Below are 16,709 nucleotides of genomic sequence, written 5' to 3' on the forward strand. Positions count from 1 at the left end.
TTTTCAACCGCCGGACAAGGTCAGCGTACCTTTAGCCCATCGGTAAGGAGAGTTGTGCATCATGCGTTATCCGTCTGCGTGGCTCAGAGGCGTTTCTTTGGGAGAGTCCATCGCCAGCGAATTAAGGCTGCAAATTATTAACGGGAGCATCAAGCCCGGTGAAGTGATTTCCGAAAACCGCATAGCATCCGATTTCGGCACAAGCCGTTCGCCCGTCAGGGAAGCCCTGAAAGCGTTGTCCATCGAAGGTCTGATCCGTCTGGAACGAATGGGAGCCGTCGTCCTAGGGCTAAGCCAGACAGATGTGCAGGAGTTATACGATGTCCGTTTTATCATCGAGAGCTTCGTGCAGGACAGGCTCGCACAGACCAATCAGGCATCTCTGATCGGTAAACTGAATCAGATTATCGACAGGATGGAGCTGGCGGTCAAGCATGGGGACCCCGAGGATTTCGCCTTTCAGGACATCACGTTTCACGAAACGATTATCGAAGCGGCCCGTCATAAAAGGGTGCTGCACCTGTGGACCAGCATCCGGCAAATCGTCATCACGGTTCTGCTGATTACAACCGATGAAATTTTTTCGCAAGGGGAAGAGAAGCTCCTGGACGTAATCGAGAAGCACCGAGCCATCGTGAGAGGGCTTGAAACTCATGATCCGGCTGTCATCGGGCAAGTGGTCCGCAATTATTTCGCCGATTCACGGCAAACTCTTGAAAACAGTTTACCTTCTTAAAAACAGAGGAAAATGTAAGCGGCCGGTAAAGGACGCTTGCACACGAACAAACTTGTCGACATGTATACAACACGCTTATGTCGGCGTTAACCAAATGAAAGCGCTATTAGACGATAAAAATTTTTGATTCAAACATCTGGAGGTCAGTCATGAACAGTATTTTCGGACTTAGTCATTCCGTCACGTTATTAGTCTGGACTCTGATTTCGATTGTATTTTTAGTGGTGTTTATCGCTAAATTCAAATGGAATCCGTTCGTTACGCTCATTATTTCGGCTCTCATGCTCGGCCTCTTGTCCGGGATGAAAGCTCAGGATGTCATTAAGGCGGTCACCGGCGGGTTAGGCGGCACTTTGGGCACGATCGCGATCGTCATCGCGCTGGGCACCATGCTCGGCAAAATGATGGCGGAATCCGGCGGCGCCGAAAAAATCGCGACGACCCTGGTCGACCGGTTCGGTGAAAAACGCGTCCACTGGGCCATGATGGTGGTCGGTTTTATCGTCGGAATTCCCGTATTTTTCGAAGTGGGGCTGATTCTGCTCATTCCGATCGTCTTTACCGTGGCACGCAAAACGAAAATGCCGCTTCTGCAGATCGGGATTCCGATTCTGGCCGGTCTTTCGACGGTGCATGGCCTAGTTCCGCCCCATCCCGCGCCGATGATCGCCATCGATGCGTACAAGGCGGATTTGGGCAAAACGATTCTTTACTCGCTGCTGCTCGGACTGCCGACGGCGATTATTGCCGGACCGCTGTTCGGTAAATTTATCGGGAAACGGATTCAGGCCGAACCGCCGGCCAAATTGGCCGAACAGTTTGCCGTAAGCGAGAACCGGAATCTGCCCGGCTTCGGCATTACGCTGTTTACGATTCTTCTGCCGGTCATTCTCATGCTGATCGGTTCCGTTGCCAACATTGTCGATCCGAAAAGCACGAGCGGCCTGACTGTTTTCTGCGAATTCATCGGGCATGAAATTATCGCACTGCTGATTGCCGTCGTGTTTTCTTTCTTCTCTCTCGGCTTTGCCCGCGGCTTCAAAAAAGAAGACATTTCACGCTTCACGAGCGAATGTCTGGCGCCTACGGCGACGATTATCCTCATTATCGGCGGGGGCGGCGCGTTCAAGCAGGTTCTGATCAGCAGCGGCGTGGGAGCCGCAATCGCCGAATTCGCCACGCAGGCGAACGTTAACGTGATCCTGTTCGCGTGGCTCGTGGCGGCGCTGATCCGGGTTGCCACCGGCTCCGCTACGGTAGCGATGACGACCGCGGCCGGTATTGTAGCGCCGGTGCTCGCGCAAACGCCGGGCGCCAATCTGGAGCTTGTCGTGCTTGCGACGGGCGCCGGCTCCATCGTCCTGTCCCACGTTAACGACGCCGGGTTCTGGATGGTGAAAGAGTTTTTCAACCTGACCGTTCCGCAGACCCTGAAATCATGGACGGTCATGGAAACCCTGCTGTCCGTTATCGGGCTGGCTTTTATTATGATGCTAAGCGTGATTATCTAAGAAACCGTTCCACAGACAGCCCGGACTCATGCGTCCGGGCCGTCAGTCTTAACAGAGAAAGAAGGAGTAGGAAATGAACAGCATGACCCGCTATATGATCGGAGTCGATATCGGAACAACGAGCACTAAAGCGGTGCTTTTCGAAGAAAACGGAAAGGTCGTCGCCAAAGCGGGCGGCGGCTATCCTTTATATACCCCGACCTCGTCTACAGCCGAGCAGGACCCGGATGAGATCTTCCAGGCCGTCCTGAAATCGGTGAGAGGCGTCATGGACCGAGCCCGGGTACTGCCTGGCGAGGTTCTTTTCGTTTCTTTCAGCTCGGCCATGCACAGTGTGCTTCCGGTAGACAGGGAAGGAAAACCGCTCATGCGCTGCATGACATGGGCGGATAACCGGAGCGCGGAGTGGTCGGAGCGGCTCAAAAAAGACCTGGGCGGCCACGAGCTTTACCTGCGCACCGGCACGCCGGTCCATCCGATGTCTCCGCTGACCAAGCTGATGTGGCTCCGCCACGAACATCCCGAGATTTTCGGCAAAACGGCCAAATTCATTTCGATCAAAGAATATGTATTTGCCAAGCTGTTCGGGACGTATCTCGTCGATCACTCGGTCGCTTCGTCCACGGGCCTTTTCAACCTGCAGGCGCTGGACTGGGACGCGCAGGCGCTCGAGCTTGCCGGGATCACTCCCGACAGGCTGTCCAGGCCCGTATCGACGACTCACATCGTCGAAGGCTTGAGCGCGTCTTACGCGGCCGAGATGGGACTTGCGCCGTCCACGCCGTTTGTCGTCGGAGCGAGCGACGGCGTCTTGTCCAACCTCGGCGTAAACGCGATAGAGCCCGGAGTCGTCGCCGCGACGATCGGAACCAGCGGAGCCATCCGCACGGTCGTGGACCGGCCCGTAACCGATCCGAAAGGGCGCATATTCTGCTATGCGCTGACGGAGTCGTACTGGGTGATCGGGGGGCCGGTCAACAACGGGGGAATGCTGTTCCGCTGGGTGCGCGACGAGCTGGCCGCCTCGGAAGTGGAGGCCGCCAAGCGGCTCGGCATCGACTCCTACGATCTGCTGACGCAGATCGCCAGGCAGGTTCGTCCCGGGTCCGACGGGCTTCTTTTCCATCCCTACTTAAGCGGGGAGAGGGCCCCGCTGTGGAATCCGGACGCGCGCGGGTCTTTCTTCGGCCTGACTTTGCACCACAAAAAGGAGCATATGATCCGTGCGGTGCTGGAAGGGGTCATTTTCAACCTGTACACGGTGCTGCTGGCCATGGAAGAGAAAATCGGACGCCCGGCGAGAATACACGCCACCGGCGGCTTTGCGCGTTCGGCTCTCTGGAGGCAGATGATGGCCGACATTTTCGATCAGGAGGTCATCATTCCCGAAAGCATCGAGAGCTCCTGCCTGGGGGCGGCCGTGCTGGGCTTGTACGCGACAGGCCGCGCGGATTCACTCGGTGTCGTTTCCGGAATGATCGGAGCAACGCATAAGCATGAGCCGGATAAGGCCAATGCTCGCATTTACCACAAGCTGCTTCCGATTTTCATCGGCCTGTCACGCAAGCTGGAGGATGAATATTCGGCGATCGCCGCTTTCCAGCAGGAAGTTTTTAAGGATAAAAACGGACCCGTCAATTAGATGGTAAAAATCTCTATAAAATTAAAGCATAACGGAAAATTCCGTTATGCTTTTTTGGTTTAAATAACTATTATTTTGATGTTTGATAAATATATTTAATCAATAGAATTAAAAAAGTGTTCACCTCTTCTTCAAATAAGCTTGAAGACGCTTCCTTTTCATGTAAGAATGGAATAGATTCAACCTTATAGATGTGGAGGAGAAGGAGAAGCATGTCAAAACTTAAAATCGGCGTTATTGGCGCCGGCTCGATTTCCGAACTGCATTTCGGCGCGTATGCCAAAAATGAGCAAGTCGAAATTCATGCCGTTTGCGATTTGAACGAAGAGCGGGCCAAAGAGAAAGCTAAACAATACGGTGCTGTGAAAACGTTTACCGATTACAAACAACTTCTGGCCGATCCCGAAATCGATGCCGTCAGCATCTGCACTTGGAACAATACGCACGCGGAAATCAGCAAAGCGGCCGTTGAAGCAGGCAAGCACGTGCTCGTCGAGAAACCGCTGTGCAAAACCGTGGAAGAAGCGCATGCCGTGCAGGAAGCCGTCCGCAAGTCCGGCAAAGTGCTGCAGGTCGGTTTCGTACGCCGCTTCGGCACGAATACGAAAGTTGCGAAACGCTTTATCGATTCCGGTGAGCTCGGTTCCGTTTACTATGCGAAAGCTACCGTGCTGAGACGCCTGGGCAATCCCGGCGGATGGTTTTCGGACGTGGAGCGTTCCGGCGGCGGCCCGGTTATCGACATCGGCGTTCATGTGATCGACCTGTGCTGGTACCTAATGGGCAAACCGAAGGTGAAATCCGTCTCCGCCGTTACATATGACAAGTTAGGCAACCGTTCACATATCGAGAATTTGAGTTTCTATAAAGCTGCGGATTACGATGCGGCCAAAAACACGGTCGAAGACATGGCATCCGCCCTGATCCGTTTCGAAAACGGCGCGGCGCTGTCCGTTGAAGCCAGCTTCACGCTGCATGCGAAGAAAGACGAGATTTCCGTTAAGCTGTTCGGAGACCAGGGCGGTGCCGAGATCGAGCCGGAACTGATGCTCGTAACCGAGAAGCACAATACCATTCTGAATGCGACGCCTCAGATCGATCATCTGACGTTCGACTTCGAAGCGGGATTCCGCCGTGAAATCGAGCACTTCGTGGACTGCTGCTTGGGCAAGCATGAAACGATTTCGCCTGTGGAAGACGGTCTGGAACTGATGAAAATTCTTTGCGGAATCTATGAATCCAGCGCAGCCGGCAAAGAAATTCAAGTGAATTAATTTATAGTTGAGGGGAGAACTCCAATATCATGAGTATCCGCGTTCCGAACCCGATCGGGGTTATCGTAGACAGCTTCGGGCTTCCCGTCCGCGAAGGCCTTCAGAAAGCGAAGGAAGTCGGCGCCGACGGCGTGCAGATTTATGCCGTTAAGGGCGAGATGTACCCGGACAACCTGACTGCCGCGCAGCGCAAGGAGCTTAAAGCTTACATCGATTCGCTCGGGCTGCAGGTTTCGGCGCTCGTAGGCGACTTCGGGGGACACGGCTTCCAAGTCCGGGCCGAGAACAAAGAAAAAATCGAGAAATCGAAGCGCGTCCTGGATTTGGCTCTGGAGCTCGGCACCAATATCGTGACGACTCATATCGGGATCGTTCCGTCCGAGAAGGACGACGTTTACGAAGCGATGCAGGAAGCGTGTGAAGAGCTGGGCCAATACGCCAAGAGCGTGGACGCTTACTTCGCGATCGAAACCGGTCCTGAGCCGGCCGCTCATCTCAAGAGCTTCCTGGATACTCTCAGCACGAACGGAGTATCCGTGAACTTCGACCCGGCCAACATGATTATGGTGACGGGCGACGACCCGGTTCAGGGCGTCTATACGCTGAAAGACTATATCGTTCACACGCACGTAAAAGACGGCCTGCGCCACAAAGAATTCGATCCGCGCATCCTATACGGTGCGGTCGGCTTCGAGCCGATGGCGCACGAGCGCATTGCCGAAATGCTGCGCGAGGGCGAGCTGTTCGAAGAGCTGCCGCTCGGAGAAGGCAAGGTCGACTTCGACCGCTACTTCCAAGCGCTGCGAGAAATCGGTTATGAGGGCTACCTGACGATTGAGCGCGAAGTGGGCGACAACCCTGCAGAAGATATCCGCAAGGCGGTCGAATTTATCAAGGCTTATCGTTAAACCGGCACGATGCCAATAAAAAAACCTTTCCGGCCGGTTATCCGGCGGAAAGGTTTTTCGTTCCTGTTCGTCGTTCTTAGAACGCAGGCAGGACGGAGCCCTGGTATTTATCTTCGATGAATTTCTTCACTTCAGGCGTTTGCAGAGCTTTGATCAGCTTCTGAATCGCTTCCGACTTCGCATTGTCTTCGCGAGCGGCGACAATGTTGGCGTAAGGGGAATCTTTGTCTTCTACGAAGAGAGCGTCTTTGGCAGGCACGAGCTTCGCTTCAAGCGCGTAGTTCGTGTTGATCAGAGCGAGATCGACTTCATCCAGTACGCGGGGAAGCATAGCGGCTTCGAGTTCTTTGATTTTGAAATTCTTCTTGTTTTCTACGATATCTTTCGCGGTTCCGGCAATGCCGACGCCTTCTTTCAACTTGATCAGGCCGTTCTTCTCGAGAAGAGCCAGCGCGCGTCCGCCGTTGGAAGGATCGTTCGGGATGGCGATCGTTGCGCCGTCTTTCAGTTCGCCGAGCGATTTCACTTTACGGGAGTAGCCTCCGAACGGTTCGATATGAACGGTGCCTACGCTGACAAGTTTAGCGCCTTTGCTCTTATTGAATTCTTCCATGTAAGGAACGTGCTGGAAGAAGTTGGCATCGAGCTGTTTTTCGTTAAGCTGCGTGTTCGGCAGAACATAATCCGTGAACACTTTAATGTCCAGGTTAACGCCTTCCGCTTTCAGCTTGTCCTTAACGGACTCCAGAATTTCGGCATGCGGTACGGCAGTAGCGCCGATTTTCAGTGTAACGGCGGCTTTCTCGCCGGTGCCAGCGCCGGAAGCCGGAGTAGGCGTAGCCGTTGGTTCGGCTTTTTGTTTGCCGCAGGCCGCAAGAGCCGTCAGCGCGACGATCAGAAACAAAACGAGCAGTGAACGTTTTTTCATCAGGGTTTCCTCCTTGGATTGGGTTATCTATCGCATCATTTGCGCGTGAAATAGAGAACGAGACGGTCTCCGATCATCTGCAAAATTTGCACGAGAATAAGCAAAATAACGACGGTCGCGATCATGACTTCCGTCTGGAAACGCTGGTAGCCGTATCGGATAGCCAGGTCACCGAGGCCGCCGCCGCCGACCATACCGGACATGGCCGTGTAGGATACGAGCGTCACGGTGGTGATCGTAATGCCGGCGATGAGGCCGGGAAGAGCTTCCGGCAGCAGAACGCGGCGGACGATCTGGAACCGGCCCGCGCCCATGGACTGGGCGGCTTCGATAATGCCGCGGTCCACCTCGCGCAAGGCCGTCTCGACGAGACGGGCAAAGAAAGGCGCGGCCGCGATGACAAGCGGCGGAATCGTTCCCTTGACGCCGATGGAAGTGCCCACGAGAAGCTTCGTCAGCGGGATCGCGGCGATCATCAGAATGATGAAAGGGAAGGAACGCAGCACGTTGACGATAAACGAGATGACGATGTTGAACGTGCGGTTTTCCAGCAGACTTCCTTTCGAAGTCAGATAGAGCAGCACGCCGACCGGCAGCCCGATCACGAACGTGAACAGGGCCGAAAGGCCGAGCATCATCATCGTGTCGTTCGTGGCGGTTCCGATTTCGCTCCAATCGATTCTAGACCAATCCATTCGAATACACCTCCACGTCCAGGCCGTGCTCGCGGAGGAGACGGATCGTATTCTCAGCCGCATCCCGCGGGCCCTGCAGACGGACAACGAGCTGTCCGTAAGGCGTGTTTTTCATCCGGGAAATGGTTCCCTGCAGGATGGAGAACGTCACGCCTGTCTGCTGAACCGTTCTGGATAAAATCGGCTCGTACGTAGTTTCACCGAGAAAGGTGATTTTCAGCACCGTGCCGTCCTGGGCGGGAACTCCCGCAGTATCCGGCTTGTCGATCTCAACCGAATCCGCAACCTGTTCGATGAACTGCCGGGTTACGTCATGCCGCGGCTTCAGGAAAACTTCCGCCACCGGCCCCTGCTCCACGATCTGGCCTTCATGAATGACGGCAACGCGGTCGCAGATGGAGCGGATGACCTGCATTTCGTGCGTAATGAGCACGATGGTGATCTTCAGCTTGCGGTTGATGTCCAGCAGCAGATTGAGAATAGAATTCGTCGTCTGCGGGTCGAGTGCGGAAGTCGCTTCGTCGCACAGCAGGACGTGCGGATTCGTCGCCAATGCGCGCGCGATGCCGACACGCTGTTTCTGGCCCCCGGACAGCTGGGCCGGGTACTTCTTGCCGTGCTCGGTCAGTCCGACCAGGGCCAGGAGCTCGGCAACGCGGCGCCGTGCTTCCGATTTGGCCGTGCCGGCCAGGCGAAGCGGGAATGCGATGTTCTCTTCCACCGTCGCGGAGGAGAGAAGATTGAAATGCTGAAAGATCATGCCGATCCGGCGGCGCTGATCTTGAAGCTTCTTCGTACTGAGTGCCGTCAGGTCAACGCCGTCCACGACGACGCTGCCCTCGGTCGGGCGCTCCAGGAGATTAATCGTCCGGAGCAGGGTGCTTTTGCCGGCGCCCGAGTGGCCGATAATGCCGTAGATCTCGCCTTTATCAATCGTGAGATTAATTTCTTGCAGGGCGTGTGTTATGCGGGATCCGCTGCCGTACTGCTTGCGCAGCTTCCTGATTTCGATCAATTGCTTCACCTTCTTTGCTTGAAAATAAGAAAAAGCCCATTTTGTAAAGACAAAAAGGGCTTTTCCGATATCGAAAACGACCTTCTCATCTGCCAGAATCCGCCTGGATCCTGAAGGAATTGGCACCATTGTCATCGCGCATATTGCTGCGATCGGTTGCCGGGCTTCGCAGGGCCTTGTCCCTCCGCCACTCTTGATAAGAATCGGTATAGTATGAGGTTGTCCTAAATTAGACGGTAAAACGACAATTCCGAGTATAACCTAAGGTTTTTTTGAAGTCAACGGTTATTTTACCCCTGGTAAATATAAACAAGTGGGAGATGTGCAGCATGGCTTTCATTCAATGTGATTTTTATTCCGAAGTACTCGGCATGTCAACTTCTATCCAAGTGATTCTGCCTCAGCAGACGACCGGTCAAATCGGGTTGGAAGGCAGTGCAGGGGGCCGCAGGCACCCGACCTTGTATCTGCTGCACGGGTTGTCGGACGACGATTCGATCTGGATGCGGAGGACGGCTATCGAGCGGTATGCCGCTCCTCTCGGGCTGGCCGTCGTGATGCCGAATGCGGCCCGCAGTTTCTATACGGACATGGAGAACGGGTACGATTACTGGACGTTTCTGTCCGTAGAGCTTCCTCAGGTATGCCGTTCCTTCTTTCCGCTGTCGGACCGCCGGGAGGACAATTTCGTGGCCGGTCTGTCGATGGGAGGCTACGGAGCTTTCAAATGGGCGCTGAAAAAGCCGGATCAGTTCGCGGCCGCCGCCAGTTTGTCGGGCGTCACGCAGGTGAAGGAGATTGAAAAACGGTTCCCGAAAGATTTCCGGCTCGTGTTCGGAAATAACCGGGAGCTGCTGGGAGCAAGCGATCTGTTTGCGCTGGCCCGTCATGCGGCGGAGAAGAAGACGGAGCTGCCGGCTCTTTACCAGTGCTGCGGGACGGATGATTTTCTATACGAGGAAAATATCGCCTTCCGCGACTATGTGCAAAGTCTGAATATTCCCCTCCTTTATGAAGAGGAAGAGGGGAGAATTCACGACTGGAGCTATTGGGATCAGCAGATCAGCCGGGTTCTGGAATGGCTTCCGCTCCAGCGTCAGACCGAATAGAACGCGTTGCCGCTGCACGGGCTGCGTGCCGCAACCGACAAAAAGCTTCCCTGCCGTATGGCTGGGAAGCTTTTTGTTTCACGCCGGACGCTTATGCTTCGAGTTCAATCTCGAACGTTTTGATTTCATAAGGCTGAAGCAGGAAAGAAATCGTTTCTTCATGGACGACAGGCCCATCGGGCTTCTCCATCAGGTTCGTTTCCCGCCACGAAAGGATGCGGAAATCGCTCGTCAATTGAAGCGCGTTGCGGCTTCCGGAGTAGTCGTGAACACGCACGATGACTTTGCCGGAATCCTCGGCTTTTTTGACGGCGGAGATCATGGCGGTGTCCCCCGATAAAGTGAACATCGAGCGGGACGGAACTTCCGCGGTTCCCGCCGAAGCCCGGAGCGGGCTGTTCAGCATCCAGGCCTGCTTTACGGTCTGGCCATGCAGCCAGTCTCCCCGGTGGGGCAGCAGGGAATAGGTGAAGGCATGATGCCCCTGGTCCGCATGGGTATCCGGATGGGTCGCGCATTTGATCAAGGTGAGGCGCATCACGTTCCCCTTGATGTCGTACCCATACTTGCAGTCGTTGAGCAGGCTGACGCCGTAGCCCCGGTCCGAAAGATCGGCCCACTGGTGCCCGACAGTCTCGAACCGCGCCCAGTCCCAGCTCGTGTTCCAGTGATTCGGACGCTTCACGTTGCCGAACTGGATGTCGAAGGTCGCTTCCGTTGTACGGATATCGACGGGGAAGGCCGCTTTCAGCAGCTGCTTCTGTTCATGCCAGTCGGCTTCCGTCACGAAATCAATGCGCGGGTGGCTTCCGTACACCACCAGATCTTGGCTGATCGACGAATTCCGGTACACCCAATAGAAGCGGATCACGGCACGCAGAGGCCCTTCCTCGACCAGTTCGGCGCCTTTGAAATCCCGGATTTCCTGCATGTTTTCCTGATAAAAGAGGTCGATGTCCCACGCCTCGTGAGCGAGCGGCTTATCCTCGAAAAGCTGAAGCACGTTGCCCCTTGCGCCCGGCGCCAATACTTCACGCCGCTGAGTTTTATCGTAGATGCGGGTCAATTGACCCTGCGCGTTCCATTCCAGCACATAAAACGGCGTCTCAATCCCGCTGGGATTCCACGCGAAAGGACTCGGTGATTCGGCTTGTTCGGAACCCGCCGCGAACTTGACAGTGGTGTAGCCCATCGGCGGAATGTTTGCGACTTCCACGGTCCACACCTCTTCGTGAAACTGCGCCTGAAGCACGCTGCCCTGCAGGTCGAGCCACTGCCCGGATGTTCCCTGCTGCGGAGCCGCAATCGTCACGAGCTCCGTTACCGCCCAGGGAGACGAATTCCAGACGGTGTAGACAGAAGCTCCGGAAGGGTCCTTGCCTGCCGCGATCGCTTCAACGGCCTGCGTGTCGACGGCGCGGCCGATCGCTTCCGCTTCTTCATACTCGATAACGCTGTCCTCGTACACTTCACGGATAGAAGAACCGGGAATGATGTCGTGGAACTGGTTGCGGAGAATGATTTTCCAGCCTTCGGTCAGCTCCTTGCCTTTGTACAGGCTCCAATCGTTATGCAGAACGCTCTGCATGGCATTCAGCCACTCCGCCTCGCGGTAGGCGAGCTCCAGCTTGCGGTTCATCCGTTTGTTGTAAGCCTGGCTTGTGTAAGTGCCCCGGTGATACTCCAGGTACAGTTCTCCATCCCACGTGTGCACGTATGCATCGGTGTCCGCCGCAGTTTCCTGCAGCCTTTCAAAGTAGGCGTCGGCGCGTCCCGTCTCCACGTTAGGCAGGCCCGGCAGGCTGTTCAGTCTCCGGCGCATCTCCAGCATATCGCGGTTGACACCGCCGCCTCCGTCTCCGTAACCGTAAGAGAGCAGAAGTTCCTGGTTCATTTCTTTATCGCGGTAGCCGTCCCAGATTCCTTTCACGGTTTTCGGGATAATCTGACCGTTGTATGTGTAGAACCAGGAGTCGGGCCCGGACCACGGCTCCGGCGTCGTAATGAAGTGAGTGAGCACCTCGGAACCGTCGATCCCGCGCCAATGGAACGTGTCGAACGGCATCCGGTTGTACTGGTTCCAGCTGATTTTCGTCGTCATAAACGTATGAATGCCGGATTTCTTCAAAATTTGCGGCAGGGACCAGCTGTAGCCGAAAACGTCCGGAAGCCACAAGTATTTGCATTCCGTGCCGAATTCGTCCGCGAGGAAGCGGGTGCCGATCAAAAGCTGCCGGACCAGCGATTCGCCGGAAGTGAGGTTGCAGTCGGCTTCCAGCCACATGCCGCCCCCGGCTTCCCAGCGGCCTTCCGCCGCACGCTCCTTGATCGCTTCGTACAGCTCGGGGTAATCCTCCTTGACGTACTCGTACAGCTGAGGCTGGGTCTGCAGGAAGGTGTAGTCCGGGAACATCTCCATAAGCCGCATCACGGTGGAGAAAGAACGGGCGCATTTCTCCCGGGTATGCTTAAGCCGCCACAGCCAGGCCACGTCGATGTGCGTATGGCCGACACAGGTGACGGTCACATCGGATCTTTTGTCCATCCGCTCGATCCGTGTATTCAGTTCGGTTCTCGCGGCATTTACCGACACGTAAAAATCTTCGGAACCGGGCTCGGTCCAGTCCATGAGCTTGAACGACTGATTCAGGGCATGAAGCAGCGCCGTTCTCTCGGGAGCGTTGGCATCCAGAATGCGGACGGTATCGAGTGCCGCCTGCGCGGTGAAGTACAGGTCGTCCGCGGCCTCGTCCAGCCAGCAAAATTCGGCCTGCCGGATGGTGTGCGTCTGATCCTGGGGCTGCCCGCCTCCCTCCAGTCCCGACCACAGGCGGAACAGGAGCTGACGGGAGGTGCCCGCCGCATCGTCCGGGAGGAACACTTCCTTGTGATTGGAATCGACGCCTTGATACGGCTTGCCGTTCCAGTAAAACAAGGATTCGAACCCGGAGTTGTTGCCGCCTCCCGTATCGCCGAAATCGAAGCGGCCGAGAATGCGTTTGCCGGACCAGTCTTGCGGGATATGTATTTCAGCGGACAGCCACAAATAAAGATCGCGGCCCGTCCACGTATTTCCGACGTTCATCGTCTTCCAGTCCTCAGCGGGAGCGGGAAGGCTCGGATTGATTTCTTTGCGTTTGTCTTCAAGGGAAAGAAAAGACGGAATGGGATGCTTATCCCGGTAGCGAAGCTCGGATAGTTCACGGATACGTGACTGTAGTTTGTGTTCGGTGAGGAACATGTCGAAGAAACCCCCTGTTGGAACCTGATTATAGGGAGCGAGTAAAGGAGGAAAATCCTGTTCTATGGAGCTGCGGATGATTATAGGGTAGCTCTATTATAGTCCGCGGAGGGAGGGGAATGCAATTGCCTAATTTCCCCCATCGGTGATAAGCTTATACGCGAATTGACCGAAAGTGACGGTGCCGACCTCATGCCGAGCTTAAAAACGTTTTACCGGATTCACCTGAAAAAACGGATGTTTAACAAAATTCTTCTTTTTTACTCGATCGTCATGGTGCTGCTGTTTCTGGGCGTGTCCATCCTGGCTTACCAGTACTATGAGCAGCGCAGCATGCGGGAGCAGACGGACCGCGTCCTTAAAGATCTGGATATTGTAAGCGTTAACTTGAATCAGCTGTACGAACGGATGTATTCGGCCATCCAGCAGCTGTACACGGACGCGGCGGTTAACGAGGATTTGACTTATTTTTTATCGCACGAGTATGAGGATTATTTGAAGAGGCGGCTGAACCAGTACATCCGGAGCAGCGGAACGGAGTCCAAAAATTTCGACAGCCAGCTCCGGTCGCTTCTCAAAGACGAGCCTTCCATCGCGAATATTCTTTTGTACAGCAAGGGGGAGCGCTTTTTTTATTTTATGAATCCCGGCAGCCAGCGGTTTTATTATCCGTCGGAGATTCCGCAGGACAGCCCCGGCTGGTTCGATTCCACCGTCAATCATCAGTGGCAGCTGACGGATAAACGATCCGTCCTGTGGGAGGCGCGGAAAGAGAGCGGACCGGTCTACTCGTACACCCATATTTTAAAAGATACCGTGTCGCTTCAAAAATACGGGGCCATTGTTTTCGATCTGAATACGGATGCGATCAAGCGCCTGGTAGAAAGCAAGTTGAAGGACCGGGGGGCTAAAATGCTGCTGATGACTTCCGGCGGGCAGGTCATTTACGATTCCGAGAATCGTTATCAGGGGCAGATCTATCCGTACTGGAGGCAGCTTCAGGAGCAGAAAGACTGGGTGGAGCTCGAAGAGCCGTCCAAGGTGAACGTGCTGACCGTCGGGAATACGGGAATGACGATTGCGGGGATTATCCCGAAATCGCGGATCGAGCAGAGCATGCACACAATCCGGCTGAGCCTGATCGGGATTACCGCCCTTTGCATTGCGGTGAGTTTTATGTTTACGTTTACGATCATCCGGCAGTATTCCAAAAAGATCCGCAAAATCGTGACGCACATCCGGCGTCTTCAGGAAGGCGATTTGAGCGCACGCATCGTGCTGACAGGCGAGGATGAGCTCCAGGATATTTCGCAAAATTTCAATTACATGTGCGACCGGCTCGAAACGTACATCGACCAGGTGTACCGCTCGGAGATCAAGCAGAAGAATGCCGAACTCGTGGCGATGCAGGCGCAGATCAATCCTCACTTTCTGTACAACACGCTGGAAAGCATCCGCATGAAGGCCATCACGTCCGGGGCGAGAGATGTCGGGCAAATGATCTATATTCTTGCCGCCCTGTTCCGGGACATGATCCGCAAGCAGACGAACGTGACTCTGGCGGAAGAAATGGAGATGAACGTCATGTACCTGAAGCTTTTCCAGTACCGCTTTGAGAACAGGCTGGAGGTCGAGACGCATCTGGATAAAAACGCGGCCAACTGCCAGGTGGTCAAACTGCTCATTCAGCCGGTGGTCGAAAACTATCTCGTGCACGGGTTCCGGCCCGAATCGGATTCGAACCGGATCGCGGTAACTGTCGTGCGCGAAGAGGAGAACATCGTCGTCCGTGTGGCGGACAACGGAAAAGGAATGCCGCCGGAGAAGCTGGCCGAAATCCGCAAGCGGCTGGCGAGGAAGCCGGATTCCGGTGCGCTTGGCGGCGGTTCGCTGGGCCTTCTCAACGTGAACGAGCGGATCCGGTCCCATTACGGAAGCGATTACGGCCTCACGGTAAACAGCGGCCCGGATCAAGGCTGCGAAGTGACGTTGAAGCTTCCGGCCATACAGGGGGAGATGCTGCCATGAGAAAACTATTTTTTGCCGACGACGAGCCGCTAATCGTCCAAGGGCTGTACAACCTGCTGCCCTGGGAGCAGTTCGGCCTGCAAATCGCCGGCTCCGCCCGGAACGGTCTGGAAGCGCTGGAGAAGCTGAAGGAAGAGCCGGTGGACCTGCTCATCACGGATATTATGATGCCGGAAATGACCGGTCTGGAGCTGCTGCGCCGGGTCAAACTGCTGAATCCGCGGACCAAGTTCATTATTTTGAGCGGCTACGACGAATTCAAATATGTAAAGGAAGGCATTTTGCTGGGCATTGAAAATTACCTGCTCAAGCCCATCAATATCGACGAACTGGAAGCGACGGTCAAGCACGTGTTGCGGGACTGGGAAAGGGAAGAAATCAGCCGCTTCCGCCTGGATGAAGACTGGAAAATATTGCGCAACAATATTTTGCACCGCTGGACGAACGGGACCATCGACAACAAGGAGTTCAGGGAGCGCGCGCGAATGCTCGGCATTCCCATCGACCACGAGGTCTACCGTTCGGCGGCGCTGCGGATCGTGGCGGAAAACGAGCCGGCCTTCCAGTTTTACCGTCTTCCCGGCCTGGCCGAGGAGTGCGAACGGATCGGCACGGAGGAGCTGCCGGAAAACTGCGAAGTGATCGCCTTTCCGGGGGACGGCGATGAAATTACGCTCCTGTTCGCTTTAAGCGGGAGCGAAGTAAAGGTGCTTCCGGCCCTGCGGAGAATGTCGGAGTGGATCGCCGGCTTCACCGGGTTTCGGGTCTGGTGCGCGGCGGGTCCTCCCGAAGAGCTGTACCAGGGCTATCCGGCTAGCGCCCGTGCCGTGCAAGCGTGGTATCGGGCACACTTGATGAACGAGCAGCCCGGTGTGATCGTCGACGACTTGGCGGCTTATGCCTTCCGGGAAGAAGACCGTCCGGCTCTCCAGGAGCCCGCGATGGACCGGTTCGTCAAGCTGCTGGCGGAGGGGAGACGGGATGAGATCGGCGAGTTCGCGGACACGTTTTTTGTCCGGGGCGACAGCGCTCATCCCGTACCGAGGCAGCCTTACTTCAATGCGGCCATCCAGCTTATGCTGGCGGTCAAGGAGATGGAGAAGCAGCCGGATTACAGCGAAGTTTTCGCGGCGCTCTTCCGGATTCAGACGCGGAGCGGACTTGCCTCGCAGGTCAAACGGGTGGCAGCCGGGATGCTGGACAGCCAGTCCGATGCGGCCCGTGAATACAGCCCTCATGTAGCGGCGATGCTGGAGCAGGTGAAAGAGCACTACTCGCGGGAGCTGTCGCTGAAGACGCTCAGCCAAAAGCTGCACATGCACCCGAATTATCTCGGGCAATTGTTCCAGCAGGAGATGGGGACCAGCTTTTCGGATTATGTGAACCAATATCGGGTGGAGCGGGCTACGCACCTTCTTCTCCATACGGACCGGAAGACGGCCGAAATCGCCCAGGAGGTCGGCTATTGGGATTCGTCTTACTTTTACAGGACATTTAAGAAATACGCCGGCGTCTCGCCGACGGAACTCCGTTCCATGTACACTAAAAGGTGAAAAAAGGAAAAAGCATGCGTGCGCAGCTGCACTTGCATGCTTTTTTTTATGATATCGCTAAAGATTTCT

Annotated in this window: 12 protein-coding genes and 1 riboswitch; of the genes, 8 read left to right on the top strand and 4 right to left on the bottom strand. The window is 55.4% G+C overall.

The features are described from left to right. Positions 1-61: 61 nt before the first annotated feature. The 5 genes from ACI48J_RS10525 (at position 62) to ACI48J_RS10545 (ending at position 6,071) form a co-directional block, all read left to right on the top strand. Complete coding sequence (locus ACI48J_RS10525; protein WP_405082692.1) at positions 62-736, top strand: GntR family transcriptional regulator; 675 nt, start codon at positions 62-64, stop codon at positions 734-736. A gap of 149 nt (positions 737-885) precedes the next feature. Then, the gene (locus ACI48J_RS10530) at positions 886-2,247 is read left to right on the top strand and encodes a GntP family permease (RefSeq protein WP_405082693.1); all 1,362 of its coding nucleotides are present in this window, start codon (positions 886-888) and stop codon (positions 2,245-2,247) included. Positions 2,248-2,320: 73 nt separating this feature from the next. Next, entirely contained in the window at positions 2,321-3,889 is a 1,569-nt protein-coding gene (gene gntK / locus ACI48J_RS10535; protein ID WP_326052969.1) for a gluconokinase, read from the top strand. A 212-nt stretch (positions 3,890-4,101) separates the two neighbouring features. Continuing rightward, positions 4,102-5,163 carry a Gfo/Idh/MocA family oxidoreductase gene (locus ACI48J_RS10540; protein ID WP_326052970.1) on the top strand — a complete coding sequence of 354 codons (1,062 nt, stop codon included), beginning with the start codon at positions 4,102-4,104 and terminating at the stop codon, positions 5,161-5,163. A gap of 29 nt (positions 5,164-5,192) precedes the next feature. Then, a complete protein-coding gene (locus ACI48J_RS10545; protein WP_326052971.1) occupies positions 5,193-6,071 on the top strand; it encodes a sugar phosphate isomerase/epimerase family protein in 879 nt (292 codons plus the stop codon). 76 nt (positions 6,072-6,147) lie between these two features. Here the strand turns inward: ACI48J_RS10545 and ACI48J_RS10550 are convergent, their stop codons facing one another. Genes ACI48J_RS10550 through ACI48J_RS10560 form a run of 3 tightly spaced genes read right to left on the bottom strand, consistent with a single transcriptional unit; the run spans position 6,148 to position 8,709 of the window. Next, a complete protein-coding gene (locus ACI48J_RS10550) occupies positions 6,148-6,999 on the bottom strand; it encodes a MetQ/NlpA family ABC transporter substrate-binding protein (RefSeq protein WP_405082694.1) in 852 nt (283 codons plus the stop codon). Between the two features lie 35 nt (positions 7,000-7,034). Beyond that, positions 7,035-7,694 carry a methionine ABC transporter permease gene (locus tag ACI48J_RS10555; protein WP_405082695.1) on the bottom strand — a complete coding sequence of 220 codons (660 nt, stop codon included), beginning with the start codon at positions 7,692-7,694 and terminating at the stop codon, positions 7,035-7,037. After that, on the bottom strand, positions 7,681-8,709 hold the full coding sequence (locus ACI48J_RS10560; RefSeq protein WP_326052974.1) for a methionine ABC transporter ATP-binding protein: 1,029 nt from the start codon (positions 8,707-8,709) through the stop codon (positions 7,681-7,683). The genes ACI48J_RS10555 and ACI48J_RS10560 overlap by 14 nt, the downstream gene beginning before the upstream one ends. 82 nt (positions 8,710-8,791) lie before the next feature. Further along, positions 8,792-8,912, bottom strand: a riboswitch (SAM riboswitch). Between the two features lie 126 nt (positions 8,913-9,038). Between ACI48J_RS10560 and ACI48J_RS10565 the strand changes: the two genes are divergently transcribed. Continuing rightward, the gene (locus ACI48J_RS10565) at positions 9,039-9,818 is read left to right on the top strand and encodes an alpha/beta hydrolase (protein ID WP_405082696.1); all 780 of its coding nucleotides are present in this window, start codon (positions 9,039-9,041) and stop codon (positions 9,816-9,818) included. 91 nt (positions 9,819-9,909) lie between these two features. Here ACI48J_RS10565 and ACI48J_RS10570 read toward each other — a convergent pair whose 3' ends face one another. Next, on the bottom strand, positions 9,910-13,059 hold the full coding sequence (locus ACI48J_RS10570; RefSeq protein ID WP_405082697.1) for an alpha-mannosidase: 3,150 nt from the start codon (positions 13,057-13,059) through the stop codon (positions 9,910-9,912). A 192-nt stretch (positions 13,060-13,251) separates the two neighbouring features. Between ACI48J_RS10570 and ACI48J_RS10575 the strand changes: the two genes are divergently transcribed. Both ACI48J_RS10575 and ACI48J_RS10580 read left to right on the top strand, forming a co-directional pair. Continuing rightward, a complete protein-coding gene (locus ACI48J_RS10575; RefSeq protein WP_405082698.1) occupies positions 13,252-15,087 on the top strand; it encodes a sensor histidine kinase in 1,836 nt (611 codons plus the stop codon). Then, a complete protein-coding gene (locus ACI48J_RS10580; protein ID WP_405082699.1) occupies positions 15,084-16,640 on the top strand; it encodes a helix-turn-helix domain-containing protein in 1,557 nt (518 codons plus the stop codon). Before ACI48J_RS10575 ends, ACI48J_RS10580 begins: the two co-directional genes overlap by 4 nt. The last annotated feature ends 69 nt before the right edge of the window (positions 16,641-16,709 follow it).

This window comes from Paenibacillus chitinolyticus, from assembly GCF_045038035.1.
Lineage (GTDB): Bacteria > Bacillota > Bacilli > Paenibacillales > NBRC-103111 > Paenibacillus_F > Paenibacillus_F chitinolyticus_A.